Genomic DNA, 16,109 nt, shown 5'->3' with positions numbered 1-16,109 from the left:
GGGGCAGATGAAACCCGCTGGGATCCAGTTGACTGCTGCAGAGCAATTCTATTCGCTGGTCATCTAAGTCATCCTTATCATATCGGCACTTTCTCATCCTGCCATCCTTATCGCTACAAGGACTTCCCCGCTGAGCACAAGCTCAATCGCGCCTACGTGTTGTGACGTGCTGCATTGCCGTTGCGACGTGAAAAGGTGAAGGACTGCGATGCTACAAACGGTCATGTTGGGCATGATTGCCCGGACCCTGATGAAAGACGCGCACGGGGATCTCATTCGACATTCGGGAATGCAATCCCACGCGATAAGCCAGATATACCCCGTGCTTGCCCAACCCGCTTCACATCACCGCTGGCAGTGCAAAGTGATCTCTATTTGCTCATGATGGATGTTGTTGGTCGTCGAAGGTGTTGTGTTGCGATGTGTTCACGCGGCAGTCGGTTCGTACCTAAAATCATCGCCGTATTTCAGGCTCGCCCATGCCATCCTGGCATTCTTCGCCGCGATCGCGACGGACGCGCGTTAGGGCGCTCCACCAGGCTGCGCACCCACCGGCTGAACCGATCCTGTTTCTCGCCGAGATTGGCGATGACGGAGCGAGCACCCAGCACCAGCAGGCTGCGCAGATAGGCGTCGCCTGCCTTCGTGATACTGCCCAGTCGCTGTTTCCCGCCGCTGCTGTGCTGTCCCGGCGTCAGTCCGATCCACGCGGCCACCTGGCGACCGTTCCGGAAATCATGTCCGGCACCAAGGCTTGCAAGTAGTGCGCTCGCCGTGGTCGGGCCGATGCCGCGCAGCTGCATGAGTCGTTTGCTGCGCTCGTCTTCGCGCGCGATTTCGCCGATCGCCCGGTCATATTCGACCAGCCGGTCCTCAAGGAGGCTCGCGTGCTCGAGCAGATCGTTAACGCAACGTCTGGCCCAGCCAGGCAAGACCTCAAGATGGGCCGTTATTTCTCTTCGCAAGCGCACCGGACTTTGCGGCAGGACTACGCCGAACTCAGAGAGTAGGCCTCGTATGCGGTTGTAGATTGCTGTGCGCTCCTCGATGAAACCCTGCCGTGTTCGATGCAGGCACAGCGTGGCCTGCTGATGTTCGTCCTTCAGTGGCACAAAACGCATGCTCGGACGTGTGACCGCTTCGCAGATGGCCGCTGCATCGGCTGCATCGTTTTTTCCGCGCTTGCCTGACGTCCGGTACGGTGCCACGAGTTTCGGTGCCATCAGCTTTACCGTGTGGGCGTACTGCTGGAACATCCGCGCCCAGTGATGTGCACCCGAGCAGGCTTCCATGCCAATGAGACAAGGCGGTAACTGGGCAATCAGCGTGACCAGTTGATCGCGTGGAACACGCGGTTTGATTAATTTCGCCTTGCCGGCTTCATCCACTCCGTGAACCGCAAAGACGTTCTTGGCGAGATCAATTCCGACGGTGACAATGGACATGGACTTCCCCTCCTATGGTGTTGATGAAGGTTGAGACTTCATCATGGCACGTGGATGCCGATTCGCGGCTTCCGCCGCAGCCTCGGGACGGGGAAGTCCCTTCATTCGACAGAGCCGATAGTTGCGCAGGGTTTCGGCGCTCAAACATGATTGACCGCAATGCCCGACCACCGCCCGATACCGGAGACGTTGAAACACGTCGAGACCTGACGAGCGGCAAGGTCCTGCGATCCGACTCGCGGATTGAAGCGTAGCGTGACCGGTCGGCGTCGCCGCCCGCGTAGGTAAGCGGTAGCGACGAACCTCCGTGCGGAGAATCTTTCGTGTGCAGGGCATTCGCGTTGATCTCGCTGCGTTCTGCGAGGACGCGACCTGCAGCCAGTGCCGGGCGATAACGAATACTTCGGTCAAATACGCTGCCTCGGCGGTGCGGTCCACCCCTGCCGGTTCCTGCTGAGGCGCAGGCGGGTATCAAAGTCGAGCAGACGCTCGGTAACGCCGCTCGAGGACAATTGATCGGCCATAGCCGCCGCTGACGCGACCGTCGGTCAACGGCGGCTATGGTCGGCTTTGCTGACGTCGGACGCGCGACTAGTTCGAACGGCAGTTTTGCTCCCGTTTGGAGGACAACAAGCGATCAATCCAGTCATACGAGTTTGCGCTGGTGCGACGGCCGTTACAGGGCGTTACCGCTATCAACACCCACCCAACCGTAAGCGCTTTGGTATACGTAAGAAATTACTAGGACTTACGCGAAAAGCCACGCCTGAGCGCGGAAACGAATTATTACGAAGCCACGTAAACCATCGCGAAGCCAAAGTTCGTAATGTCGAGGGCATGCCGAAACGCCCGACCCGCCTAGATTACTGCCAGTACCTGCTGGTGAGTCCGATGAACCACGCGCTGACGAACTTCGCCGACCATGTTGAAGAGATGAGCCAAGATGCCATCAACCGGTTTTTGCGTAACGAGAAGATGACGCCGCGTCTCGTATGGGACAACGTGCGTGAACAGATCGCGGCTCACAAGGAAGGTTGCATCGCGTTCGACGACACGATCATCAATAAGGATTTCTCCCACAAAATCGAGTTGGTCCGACGTTAATACAGCGGCAATGCTCACGGTCTGATCAAGGGCATCGGCATGGTGAACTGCGTGTACGTGAATCCGTTGACGCAGGAGCATTGGATCATCGACTATCGCCTCTACGATCCGGACGGCGACGGCAAAACCAAGCTGGATCACGTGCGCGACATGCTGATTAACCTGGTTCATCATACACGCCTGCCGTTCCGGCGTATTCTGATGGATACCTGGTATGCCACGCGCGATCTGATGCTGTTCATCGAGTCGCTGGAGAAGATCTACTATTGCCCGCTGCGCGCCAATCGGCAGGTGGACGACTTCGGTGCGAAATCGCCGTACCGGCGCGTTGATTCACTGGAGTGGGATGCGGACTCTCTCGCGCACGGCAAAACCATCATGATCAAAGGCTTTCCCAAACATCACAAAGTGAAGCTGTTCCGGGTTGAGGTGTCGACACACCGCACGGACTGGGTCGTCACCAACGGCCTCACTCAGGATTCTTCTCAGGCCACACAAGACGCGTGCGGCCTACGCTGGAAGATCGAGCAGTTTCATCGCGAGGCCTAACAACTGACCGGGATCGAGCGCTGCCAATGCCTCAAAGCGCGTATCCAGCGCAATCACATTGCCTGCGTCGTACTGGTGTGGATTCGTCTCGCTGAGATTGCCAGGCAAACCTGCCGCACCCTCTATCAGGTCAAACACCAGATGCTCGACGAATTCCACCGTCAGCAGCTCAAAAATCCGACCGTTCGAATTCAATTTGCGTAAGTCCTAATTACTCTCCATCAATTACGCTAACAGGATATCTGGCGTCACCCGCTCACATACCCGGCAGCCGCCACCGATAGGACTGGGCGGTACAGTTCCGATCAGCAGAACTCGAACAGGTTTGCGCGGACGTACGTGTCGCGAAGGCCGGCACGCAGACATATCTCTTGCCGTTTTATCTCTGGACGGCGCCGTTGAAGAAAGCGGTTGTACCTGAAAGGCGCGCAGCCGAGTAAATCGCCAATGCTAGCCATGCACAGCATGAAATGTCCCTTTTGGCCGCTCGCGCCGCGCGACTGACATACGATCCGGTTGAAGAATGTGCGGCAGCACACGAATCTCATGGAATTCGTCGAGACTAAAAATAGGGCTTTTCTTGGTTTTGAGTCGAGCACCGCCTATAAATAGTATATTTGCCGGTCGCCCGCCAGGCGGCTTGAGGGAGGGAAAAGAAGGAATCAACCGCGAATAAGAAAAGACGCGGCATTTGTTTTTTCCGGTTCGGAAGCCGTTTCTGCGCTGTGTTCGTAGCGGCGTTGCGCTATGTACCTCGCATGTCCGGACCTCGCGGCGGCCGGCCTGCACCGACCGTTTGCGAGAGACAAGTCGTCACCGCGTCGCGAAGGTGTTGTCTAGCGGGCATAGTGCGTTAACTGGGCCATGGCGTTATCGGTCCGGTTTTTGGACAAGGAAATGGTGGCAATCGGGCACCGAGAGTTTTGAATATCTTACGCGAATCAAAAAGGAGATCACGATGAGCGCTGACACTCAGGGAGTGGCGAGAGTTGCGATGACGACGGTCGAACCTGGTAGGATTGAATCAGGTACCCTTTTCTGGTTGCAAAGTATCATTCCTGCGATGAAACAGGCGGCGGGATTCCGTCACATCTATGTACTCGGAGATCACAAGACGAATCGGGTAATGACTATAAGTATTTGGGACACCGAAGCGGATGCAGTCGCGTGGGATAATAGCGAAATTCAGAAATCACTTCGTGGTGGCCTCTCCAGTCATGTCAGCGATCTACCAGTCCCCGAAATGTTTCAGATCAAGCTCGAGGCGTGATCTAACAAGAGCGCGACGCTTTGGGTGTATGAGGATCCCATGACTTGTCGTCGCGTAGCGGTGTTGATTCATGGAGAGTGGGTGAACTCTCGTTGTTGGGAACACCTTATAAACACGCTTAAGGCTAGGGGCATTGCCTGCATCACACCTGACTGGCCGTACAAGGACAGTGAAGTCGGGTTACTCCGCACGGAACCCGACCCGCGGCTCGCCACGCTCGGGATAGACGACATTGTCGAGCACTATGCACGGCACGTTCGTGAATGCGATGAGCCTCCTCTTCTGATAGGGCACTCCGTCGGCGGACTTATCGCTCAGATACTGCTGGATCGCGACTTGGGATGTGGCGCAATCGCGCTCTGTCCGATACCGCCCCGCGGTATCCGGTCACTGCGCGGGCTTGTCGTACCCACAGGGACGCGGATCTTTGGGCACCGATTTGCGCGGCTGAGAACCTATCGAATGGACTACGCGGGGTGGCAGAAGGACTTCGTCGCGCAGTTGTCAGCGAACGAACAGCAAGCATCCTTCGAACGATCCGTTATCTCCGAGTCCGGCCGTGTCTTGTCCCGATTGAGCATGTCATATGTAACGGGACTCCCCGACGTATCGCTTCGCGCGCTCGAGCGTGCGCCATTACTACTTGTGGCGGGCTCCGTGGATCGTCTTACCCCAATCGCCATCGTCGAGGCCAATCAGCGGGCCTATAGGGTGCCCGCTGAACTTTGCGTGCTTGAGGGACGTGGCCATTGGGTACTCGCAGAGCAAGATGCGAGCGAGGTCGCTCGACTGATCGAGCGCTTCGCAGTCCCGCTTCGGGACGCGTCGCCACGGCGGCTTGCTCTCCAGCCGCTACCGCGATCTAGACGCCTCCGAGTCGCGATCGTGGGAGCGGGGCCCGCAGGACTGGCGAATGGGGCGGCTCTTGCACAGCGCGGCGTTGAGACTGTAATCTTCGAGCGAGCAACCAATGTCGGCCAGTGCTGGCGAAGCCACTACCATCGGTTGCGTTTGCATACGACGCGAGCGCTGTCCGGGCTTGCGGGATTACCTATTCCACGAGCTTGGGGCCAGTGGGTTGCAGCAAACGACTTTGCTAGATACCTTCAACGTTACGCGCGGCACCACGGGCTCCACATCGTCGCAGAGACGACGGTATCTGGTGTTCATCGAGAAGGAAAGATCTGGCGCGTCGACACCGATCAGGGGTCGTGGCATGCCGATCGAGTCATTTTGGCCACGGGTCTTAACCGCACGCCTTACCTGCCGGAATGGGCGCAGCAGGGTCGCTTTCGCGGCGTCGTAATGCACTCCAGCGAATACCGCGATCCTGCGGCATTTCGCGGACTCGATGTTCTAGTGGTCGGCGCAGGTAACTCGGGCGCCGAAATCGCAGCCGATCTCGCGTTCGGCGGTGCTTCGCGGGTGCGTATTGCTGTGCGCGACCGGTCCAACATTCTCCCGCGCTCGCTTTTTGGAGTGCCCGTCCAGGTCGCGAGCGTGCTTCTTGGAATAATGCCCGCTTCGGGGTTGGACGTTCTGGTCCGTTGTCTGCAGCGAATTTGCTTCGGCGACTTAACCTGGCTAGGACTCCCGCGGCCGTCGCGTGGACTGTTCACGCAGATCACGCGAGATCAGACTGCGCCGGTAGTCGACGTCGGCTTGATCGCGGCGATGGCTGAGGGGCAGGTTGAGGCGGTGGCGGCGGTGACGTCGATCGACGGGGATGTGGTTAAAGTCGCGCACGGCCCCGCAATCGAGCCGGACGTCGTGATCGCAGCAACCGGTTTCCGTCCCGGGCTTTCCGAGCTGCTCGGTCCGGCGCTCGCGCTCGACGAGCGAGGCCTGCCGCGGCTCTCGGCTGCAGCGGAAGCGCTCGACGCACCCGGGCTTTACTTTGCAGGGTATCTAGTTTCTCCCGAAGGCGTCCTGCGGGCCATTGCTCGTCAATCGGAGCAGATCGCTGACGCCATTGCCAACCTCGAGCGGAGCGCCGATGTCGAGAAATCCTGAACCTCTGGCTATCGTCGGTCTGGGCTGCCGTTTTCCGGGCGGTTCAGACGGCCCCGAAGCGTTTTGGCAAATGCTCTGCGATGGAATCGACGCGATCTGCGACGTCCCCACCGATCGTTGGGATATCCGTAAGTTCTATGACCCGGATCCCGCTTCGCCAGGGCGTATGTGCACCCGCCAAGGCGGCTTCCTGCGGGAGTCGATCTGGGACTTCGACGCGGCGTTTTTTGGTATATCGCCACGCGAGGCAGCGGTGATGGATCCGCAACAACGACTCCTACTTGAGACAACTTGGGATGCTTTCGAGCACGCCGGTCTGGCGCTCGAGGAAGCGCAGCGGCGGCGTATGGGTGTCTACGTCGGAGCGTTCTGTTTTGACAACGCACTCCAACAGATGGGTGTACTCAGTCGCGACTCGATCTCCTCCAACTCGGCGGCCAGCGCCTCTATGGTAATGCTGTCCAATCGCATCTCGCACGTCTTCGATCTACAGGGCCCATCCTTCACTGTCGACACCGCGTGTTCGTCGTCGCTCGTCGCCGCGCATCTCGGGTGCCGATCGCTATGGGATGGCGAGTGCGACATCGCCGTGATTGCCGGTGTGAATATCATGTTGAGGCCGGAATCGACGATCATCGAAGCCAAGGGCGGATTCTTAGCTCGCGACGCCCGTTGTCGGGCCTTCGACTCTGCTGCCAGTGGCTACGCGAGGGGCGAAGGTGCCGGGGTGGTGGTCGTGCGACCGCTTTCGGTTGCGCTAGCTGCCGGGGACCGCATCATAGCACTCGTCCGCGGGAGCGGCATAAATCAAGATGGCAGGACCCCGGGCATAACAGTGCCGAACGGCACTGCCCAGGAAAATTTGATCGGCGAGGTCTGCGCTTACGCCGGAATCGATCCAGGAGAAATTGGGTATGTCGAGGCGCACGGGACGGGCACACAGGTTGGCGATCCTATAGAGGCCAACGCAATCGGCCACGCGATTGGCCAGCGTAAACGTGACGAGCCTGTATGGGTTGGATCCGTAAAGACAATTATCGGTCATTTAGAAGCGGGCGCCGGCGTCGCCGGGATGATGAAAGCTGCCCTATGCCTCGCGCATCAGCAGGTCCCGCCTCATTTGCACTTGGTAAACTCAAACGCGAAAATAGATTTTTCCGCGCTCGGCTTACGCGTACCGAACCGACTTGAAAAACTTTCCCCGATTCTTGGCCGATTTGCAGCGATAAACTCATTCGGCTATGGAGGCACCAACGCCCACATGATCCTCGAGCGTGCCCCGGCAATCGAGGCGAAACGGGTGAACTCAGGCGTGGGGCCGTGGCTGCTGCCACTATCGGCGCGCGCCAACGGCGCCCGGGACGAGTTCGCATTGGCTTTAGCTCAGCAAGTCATTAGCAGTCCCGACGTGGATCTAGCGGCTTTCGGCCATGCCCTTGGGGTGAGGCGCCCCCATCACGATCATCGCGTAGTCGTCATTGCACGTAACCGCGATCACTTCGTTGAACAACTTCGTCGGCTCCCCAAGGGTGGTCGCGACCCCGCGCTTCGCGTTGGTCAAGTCGTTGGAAGCGCACGGCTGGTCTGGGTATTCGCAGGAATGGGCGCGCAGTGGTGGGGAATGGGCCGGGGCCTATTCCGCGACTCTTCGGTATTCCGCGAGGCGATTGTAGCCTGTGACGCGGCGTGGCGTCGTACCGGCGGCGTTGACGAACTGCAGGCGATGTTCAATCCTGCTATAGAGTTGTCAGCAACCTTTGGCGATCCGATGCTTGAGCCTCGACATGCGCAGCCCGCCAATCTCGCACTGCAGGTGGGTGTAACGACGGTCCTCCGCTCCCTTGGGATGGAAGCCGACGCAATCGTCGGGCACAGCGTAGGAGAAATCGGCGCTGCGTGGGCGGCGGGAGTATTTACTCTCGATGACGCCTTCACACTGATCTATCACCGCTCGCGTCTACAGCAAGAGCATTTGGGGCGCGGGACGATGTTGTTCATAGCTCTCCAGGCCGCGACGGCGCGTCAAAAGATCCTCGAGCTTGCGCCCGATGTCGAGATTGCCGCTTTTAACGACGAGGAGTCGGTTACGCTAGGCGGCGCCGCGGAGCAACTTCGCCGCATCTCCGCGTGGGCGGACGAGAACTCCGTCAGGGCGCAGATGATACAGGTCGGCGTTGCATACCACACGCGACAGATGGAGCCGATGCACGAGCGGTTCATGGCGGCGCTGAGCGGACTCCGGGCCGCCCCACCGTGCTCGCCCCTTTATTCAACCGTTACCGGCAGGCGGGTTTATGGCGGGGAACTCACCGCGGAGTACTGGTGGCGAAACGTCCGCGAGCCAGTGCTGCTTACTGACGCGCTCGAGCAGTTGCGACGGGACGGCTGCACGGCGTTCCTTGAAGTTGGACCCCATGCGGCATTGACAGGGTCGATCATCCGCAGCGTTCCAGGAGCACACGCGTGGCCGAGCCAGCGGCGCGGCAGCGAAGAGTTACCGACCCTCTTGGCGGGCGTCGGTGACTGCTACTGCGCTGGTGTCGCGCTTGACTGGCGGCAGATGTATCCACACCACGCTCCGGAACTTCGCGCACCTCGCTACCCGTTTCAACGGCAGACCCTGTGGCGCGAGACACCCGAATCCCGAGCTGATCGATTGGTCGAAGAGTTTCACCCGCTACTCCACCAACGGCTGGCGGGGCCGCAGCCAGTCTGGAAGACTACACTGAACGAACGCTTCTTGCCATGGCTGCCCGATCACAAAGTCTTGGGCGTGACGATCTTTCCAGGCGCAGGATATGCGGTAGCGGCGCTCGCAGCCGCGGACCAATGCGAGCGCGGTAATTCGGTCGAGGATCTGACCTTCCACCGCGCGCTCTATCCTCAATCGCAAACGGAGTTGCGGATCGAGCTCGATCCGCGCGACGGTTACATCACGTTGAATGCGCTGGCACCGGAAGAGGACGCGAGGTGGCAGATGCATGCCACCGGGAGACTTCCGGAAGGTCGGTTCGCCGCTGGCACGCCCTTAGACGTAGCAGCCATTCGTGCGCGCTGTGCGGTTGACGTGGACGTCACTGCACTGTACCGCCAGCTTGCAATTCTGGGTCTGCAATACGGCCCGCGTTTCCAGTGCATCCGCTCCATCCGAGCCGGTGTCGACGAGGCTCTTGTTGAGCTTTACTGTGACGATCCCGATAGCGGGCAATATCCGCTACACCCAGCGCTGCTTGATGCCGCGTTTCATGCGGCGCTCGCGATCTCGTCCGGAGAAGCTCCGGTGGGCACATACGTGCCGGTGCACATCCGAGCGGTAAGGCAGCACGCGCCCACCCGCGCGACAATATTCGCCCAAGTGAAGGTGATGCAGCGGCACACTTCAAGCCTCCTGTGCGATATCCGACTTGTCGACAGCGAAGGCGCGGCTGTGGCAGAGGTTGAGGGCGTTAGGTTTCAGCAGCTCGCGACGGAGCAGCAAGACACTGAAACGAGCGCGCCGCTCTACGCCTGGAGTTGGGAGCAAGTCGCCACTCGGGAGTCATCGCCGCCGACGGACGAGCAGTGGCTACTGATCTCAGGGCGCCCCAACCTCGCAGCGAGCCTCAGCGCCGCTGCCCGCGACCTTGCTGGACTCAGTCTCGCCGTGGTGGCAGAGGGAGAGGCCAGTGCACGCCTGTGTGATTCCACCTCATGGACAGGTGTAGTCGACCTCCGCGCTTTTGATCTCGATGTTGCGGGCGACCCCACCGGCGAATTGGCGTGCAACGCGCTCCTTCAGCTCGTACGAGAAGTCGCTTCGTCCGGATTGGCCATGCCGCCGCGACTTGTCATCGTCACCCGAGGTGCTGTCCCGGTTGGCTCTCAATTGGTTGAACCTGCGGCCGGCGCGCTGTGGGCGCTCGGGCGCGTGGCAATGACCGAGCGACCGGAACTTCGCGTCAAGCTCATCGATGTCGACGAGCACAAATTGGATGCCAACCGGTTGCTTGCTGAAACACGCGAAGTTGACGAGGAGGAGGTCGCCCTGCGCGCCGCGACCCGTTATGTCCCGCGCCTCGACCGCTGGCGACCTAAGCCGGCAAAACCCACCACTACTTCGCTCAACATGCCGCTGCGGCTTAAGCTCGGCACGCCCGGTGTGATCGACAGCTTGCACTGGATCCCCGATAGTCGACACCCGCCGGAACAGGGCCAAGTTGAAATCAGGGTTCACTCCGCGTCCCTTAATTTCAAGGACTTGCTGAAAGCACTCAACATGCTTTCAGCAAGTTATGTCGAGAAAACATTCATCGGCAATCACATCGGTATGGAATGCGCTGGCACAGTCGTCGCTGTCGGCGAGGGAGTGGACGATTACAAGCCCGGCGATCAAGTCATCGTGATTGATACTGGAGGCTGTTTCCGCACCTACCGCACTGTTTCGACTTGCTACATGGCGCACAAGCCGGCATCTCTTAGCTTCGCCGCGGCACCCTCACTGATCGCGTATGTTACGCCTTATTACGCGATGCACTATCTCGCCCATGTGCAACAAGGTGAGACCGTGCTAATCCACTCGGCCTCGGGTGGTGTTGGGCAGGCAGGCATACAGATCGCCCGTTCGCTCGGTGCCAAGATAATAGCCACGGCCGGCTCCGACGCCAAGCGGGAGTTCCTGCGCACTCTGGGCGTCGAGCACGTGCTTGATTCTCGCAGTCTAGAGTTCGTGAAAGGTGTCCGTGCTATTACCGGCGGTAGCGGCGTCGACGTAGTCCTCAATTCGCTGTCTGGCGAAGCCGCGCGGCAGAGTCTCGGGCTTTTGGCACCGTATGGCCGCTTCCTTGAGATCGGCAAGAAGGACATCGGCATAGGTAACACACTGGGTCTTGCGGACTTCGAACGCAGTCTGATGTACGTGGCCATCGACACTGATCGAATGGGTCGCGAACGACCGGCCCTGTTCCGTAAACTGATAAACGAGGTCATCGCGATGATCGCCGGTGGCAAGTTCGGCCCTGTTACGACAGAAGGTTTCGCCGCGAGCGAGATACAAGAGGCATTTCGGACAATGGCGCGCGCGCGCCACATCGGGAAAATCAGTATCGACCTTGAGTCGGGTGAGACGCCAGTTTTGTGCGACCACGGTGTCGTTATCGACCCAAACCGGACTTGGTTAGTCACGGGAGGCCTCGGTGGATTCGGCCTGAAGACCGCCGAATGGTTAGTGGAACAAGGTTGTCGGGCGCTGGTGCTCATCGGACGCAGCGGCGCGAGTCGGCCCGAAGCACATGTCGCTATTGAACGCATGCGCGCGGGAGGCGCCGTCGTAGAGGCACTCGCACTCGACATAGCCGATCGGACGGCGGTGGACGCGTTGCTGGCCCGATTTTCTGCGTGCTCTCAGCCATTGCAGGGAATCGTTCACGCGGCGACTATTTTGGATGACGGTCCGATTGAGTCTCTTGACCCAAATCGGCTCGCCGCCGTGATGGGCCCGAAGGCGCGCGGCGCATGGAACCTGCACGAGGCGAGTAAGAGTACCGCAGTCGAGGCGTTTGTAATGTTCTCCTCGATCGCCACGTACATCGGCAACGCTGGCCAAGCGTCTTATATAGCTGCCAATGGGTTCCTCGACGCCCTAGCTTGGCACCGGCGTGCACTTGGTCTCCCGGCACTCACGGTCAACTGGGGGGCGATCGGGGACGTCGGGCTTGTGGCCCGCAGTCAAGCTACCGCTGCCTACCTCGATAGAATTGGCGTCCTTACAATAAATTCCGCCAATTGCGTTGAGGTTCTCGGCACCCTGCTCCGACACGACGCAGTGCAGGTCGGTGTGGCCCAGATGAACTGGGAGCGCTGGGCTGATTCATCCGTCCACGTAGCCAGCTCACCACGCTTCAGCAAAGTCGTTGCAGCTGGCCGGGGCTCAACTGCGGAGCATCCAGCCATTAAGGAGTTGCGTTCGCTGAACAATGAAGAGCGCCTCGCGCGTGTGCAGTCGCGGATCCGTGACCAGTTGGGACGCGTCACGCATCAAGACTGTGAGCTCATTGACGTTAACATGAGCCTAGACAATATGGGAGTTGATTCACTGATGGGGGTTGAGCTAACCCTCAATCTCCGGAGAGAGCTTGGTGTGGATCTATCCATTCTACCCCTAATTATGCGGGAATTGACCGTGTCGACGTTGGCCGGACACGTGCTCGCGTCGCTCTCCGCGGATGGATCACAAGCCATCGTTGGCGCCTCCCCCCCGAGCGATGAGCCAAACTTAAATGTCGACACGATGTCGGAGGCTGAGCTAGACAGATTGCTCGCCGCGGGAGGTGATGCATGACCGATGACCTCGGGAGCCTTTCGATCGACGAGAAACGTCGACGCGTGCGTGAGAAGCTTCGCAAACAGGCCAAGGTCAGTACTCAGCCTACGGCAAACGGATTCGACCTCACTGCCTTGCCTGAGTATGCGCGCCTCACTTACGATTTGGCCGCTACCAGCACGAGCATTGAGCACGCCGAGTCGCGGCGGTTTTCGAGCTGGCTCGACGACATCCAGGCCGACGACGCCTATTCATTTGAGGTCCCCAGGCTCGGAGGTCAGACGCCCGAGGTCGAGGTAGAACGCACGAATGGTCTGCGGCTGCGCCTGCTCAACTGCGGCAGCTACAACTATCTAGGGTACTCGATGCACCCCGCGGTGATCGAAGCGGCGAAGGCGGCCCTAGATCGGTACGGCATCGGCGCGGCAAGCTCGCCCATCCTCAGCGGTACCCTTGCACTCCACCGCGAACTCGAACAGTCCTTGCTTGATTTCTATGGGCTTGTCGACCATGGGGTGTCGATTTTTTCGTCCGGTTACGGCGCCAATATGGGAACTATCCCCGCCTTTATCAAGCAAGGACACTATGTCATTCTCGATCGATCGGCGCACATGTCGATCCAGGAAGGGGCGCAGCTGTCTAAGGCTCGGATCCTCTACTTTCGCCACAACGATCCCGAAAACCTCAACGCGGTACTCACAAGCATCGCCCCAGAGCGTGTAAGAAAGTTGGTCTGCACCGAGGGATTGTTCAGCGCCGATGGAGACTTCGGCCGCCTCCGTGAAATTGTTGCCGTTTGCAAGCGTCATGGCGCAGCAGTTATGGTGGACGAGGCACATTCAATTCTTGTCGCCGGCCAGCGAGGCCGCGGCGTTTGCGAGGCAGAAGAGGTACTCAACGAAGTCGATCTCATCGTCATCACCTTCAGCAAGGGTTTTGGCGGCATTGGCGGGGCGCTGATCGCCCGTCGCGAGTTGGCCCGCTACGTCAACTGGTATGCGAAGGACCGCATGTTCTCCTGTGCACTCGACCCGGCCGTCACGGGCGGAATGATCAAGGTTCTCGAATTGGCCCGTTCGGACGATGGGACCGCGCGGCGCAAGCGCATCCATGAAAATGCGAAGCTACTGCGCGAGCTCCTTTGTCCCTATGTCGATATAGGCGATACCGAGAGTTGGATCGTGCCGGTTTTCTATCGCCACGGCGAATTGACGTTCGTCCTAAACGATTTCCTCCAGCGCCGAGGGCTAGACAGCAGCATCATGCAGTTTCCGGCCGTCCCAAAGGGTGAGGCGCGTGTTCGCCTGTTCGTAACATCGGAGCACACCGGCGAACAACTACGCCGAGTGGCGCGAATTATTCGCGAGGCGGCTGAACACTTCGAATTCACACGCGGGAACGCCCGATGAGCACCAATATCAGCCTTGCCGGTATGAGTCTGACGGCGGAATACGTGATCGACGAACACGTCAATTACATATTCGAAATCGATACGGCGCGAGTTCGCAATTATCTGCCGACCTACCTGTGCTCGAAAGAACCGCGGCACGGCGTCTCATTAATCAACATCGGCTACATGAAGTTCGATGCCACGCAGATCGGCGGACTGGCAGAGACCATCGAACTGACACTCTCTATCGTTGTTGATCCGGACCTGTCGCTGGAGATGGCAGTGCCGCGAATTTCCGTCTATGACATTACAATCGCATCTAATTGCCCGACCTTCCTTGCACATGAGGATCGGCTACAAAGGCTCAATGGAATTTATTTGCCTGGGCTTTCGCGCTCACTCCGCGGCCCTGGTGACCTGGAAGTCTGGGATGAAGACGGAACTATTCTTGAATTCCGAAATCCGAGCCCAAATCCAATCTACAAGTACGAGTACGTTACCGGACAATACGTCTCCGCTCATCCGTCAGGCCTATATCACGGCGTTTTTTCGTGGGAGGGTGTCGGCTGTGAGCAGCAGGTTGAAGGCGACTGCGGCGGCTCGCTTCCGCATCGCTTCTACCATGATCTAGACGTCGGATCGTTCGGCAACTGTTATATGCAGATGTTCCTTCCCGATGCAGGCCAGGCACTTTTCAGTAGCTTCTATCCGCGGAGGCTCCGTTGAGACATGTCTACGATGCTATCGTAATCGGTGCGGGTCCGACCGGCTCGGTTGTCTCGCTGGAGATGGCCCGAGCCGGGCTTAACGTGGTGGTCTTGGAAAAGGGCCATCACCCGCGGCACCGTATCGGAGAGTCGTTTATGCCTCGTGCTCTCCAGATAATCCGCGAACTCGGTCTTGAAGGCGAGCTGCGCAGGCTGCCACACATCCGTAAGTTTGGCGCGGAGTTTCTTCTTGGCCACGAGGTCGAAGGTTTCATCGCTCGCTTCAAGGAGGCTTGGCCAATCGGGGAGCTCGAGGCTTTCAACCTCGAGCGGGCACCATTCGACGAGATGCTGTGCCGCGTCGCCAGAGACGCCGGGGCCGAGATCCGATTCGGGGAATCGGTCGAAAGAATCGATCGTCTTGAAGACGGCGACGTAGTCGTGACAAGCACTGCGGGTGAACTTCGCGGCAAGTGGTTGGTCGACTGCAGCGGTCAGGCGACTGTACTCGGTCGGCATCTAAAGACGCGCAAGATCACCCAAGGTTTGAACCGGGTTGCGTATTTTGCGATCGCTTCAGGCGTTTCGCGGAGGCCCTATCCTGACGACGGCTCGGTAATTGGCGTTATACACGAAGACGGGTGGTTCTGGGTCATACCGCTTGATGCCAAACGCACCAGCGTCGGAGTCGTCCTTGACCGTGACGTTTCTACGAAGATCGGAGTCAGCGCGAATAAGTTGTTGCAATGGGCTATCCAGCGCAGTCCGCAGATGACGGAGCGCTGTCGCAACGCGGTGTTCCCCGAGAAGAACGACGTTATCGCCAATTTCACTTATACCTGTGCGCCCTGGGCTGGATCCGGTTACTTTATGGTCGGGGACGCAGCGACCTTCCTCGATCCGATCTTCTCAACCGGAGTCACGCTGGGAATGGAGAGTGCCCGTCACGCCGCACAACTGATCACTTCTCTGGTCCGCGGGCAAGTGGCGGCCGCAAGTGCGCGTAAGGCGTATATATCGCGTGTCGAAAAGGTCACAGGCATCTTTTTCGGCTTGGTCAATGCGTTCTATGATCACGAATTTCGCGACCTATTCCTTTCTGGTCGCAACCCCCTGAATATACGTCGGGCAATTCTCACGCTACTCGCTGGCCATGCATTTGAGGCACCGCTGTTCCTGCGGTGGCGCCTTTCGTTGCTGTATGTATTAGTTTGGGTGCATCGCTATGTGCCGCTCGTCGAGCGAAAACAGCAACAAGCGCTTTTGGACACGGAATCGAAAACCTAATCGCGCCTCGTCAGCGCGCGAGCCTCCGGACTAGCAACATCCGAGC

6 protein-coding genes and 2 pseudogenes are annotated in these 16,109 nt (G+C 59.0%); 7 read left to right on the top strand and 1 reads right to left on the bottom strand.

Translation table 11 applies throughout. The features are described 5' to 3' along the window. Positions 1–426 precede the first annotated feature (426 nt). Positions 427–1,445 (bottom strand): annotated as a pseudogene (locus B0G73_RS39200) (IS110 family transposase). 837 nt (positions 1,446–2,282) lie between these two features. Between B0G73_RS39200 and B0G73_RS39190 the strand changes: the two are divergent. The 7 genes and pseudogenes from B0G73_RS39190 (at position 2,283) to B0G73_RS39160 (ending at position 16,063) form a co-directional block, all read left to right on the top strand. Then, positions 2,283–3,302: pseudogene (locus B0G73_RS39190) on the top strand (transposase). A 754-nt stretch (positions 3,303–4,056) separates the two neighbouring features. Then, positions 4,057–4,368 carry an antibiotic biosynthesis monooxygenase gene (locus B0G73_RS39185; protein WP_106286386.1) on the top strand — a complete coding sequence of 104 codons (312 nt, stop codon included), beginning with the start codon at positions 4,057–4,059 and terminating at the stop codon, positions 4,366–4,368. 39 nt (positions 4,369–4,407) lie between these two features. Next, positions 4,408–6,381 (top strand): alpha/beta fold hydrolase, encoded by a 1,974-nt coding sequence (locus B0G73_RS39180; protein ID WP_106286385.1) that lies wholly within the window; start codon positions 4,408–4,410, stop codon positions 6,379–6,381. Further along, positions 6,365–12,697: a type I polyketide synthase gene (locus B0G73_RS39175; protein WP_106286384.1), complete on the top strand. Its 6,333-nt coding sequence runs from the start codon at positions 6,365–6,367 to the stop codon at positions 12,695–12,697. Before B0G73_RS39180 ends, B0G73_RS39175 begins: the two co-directional genes overlap by 17 nt. Beyond that, positions 12,694–14,088: an aminotransferase class I/II-fold pyridoxal phosphate-dependent enzyme gene (locus B0G73_RS39170; protein ID WP_106286383.1), complete on the top strand. Its 1,395-nt coding sequence runs from the start codon at positions 12,694–12,696 to the stop codon at positions 14,086–14,088. Before B0G73_RS39175 ends, B0G73_RS39170 begins: the two co-directional genes overlap by 4 nt. Continuing rightward, positions 14,085–14,795 carry a hypothetical protein gene (locus tag B0G73_RS39165; RefSeq protein WP_106286382.1) on the top strand — a complete coding sequence of 237 codons (711 nt, stop codon included), beginning with the start codon at positions 14,085–14,087 and terminating at the stop codon, positions 14,793–14,795. Before B0G73_RS39170 ends, B0G73_RS39165 begins: the two co-directional genes overlap by 4 nt. Then, a complete protein-coding gene (locus tag B0G73_RS39160; RefSeq protein ID WP_106286381.1) occupies positions 14,792–16,063 on the top strand; it encodes an NAD(P)/FAD-dependent oxidoreductase in 1,272 nt (423 codons plus the stop codon). The genes B0G73_RS39165 and B0G73_RS39160 overlap by 4 nt, the downstream gene beginning before the upstream one ends. The last annotated feature ends 46 nt before the right edge of the window (positions 16,064–16,109 follow it).

Source organism: Paraburkholderia sp. BL25I1N1 (assembly GCF_003002025.1).
In the GTDB taxonomy this organism is placed as follows: Bacteria; Pseudomonadota; Gammaproteobacteria; order Burkholderiales; family Burkholderiaceae; genus Paraburkholderia.
The sequence above is the reverse complement of the archived record's forward strand: the minus strand, read 5'-3'. Positions and strand labels throughout refer to the sequence as shown.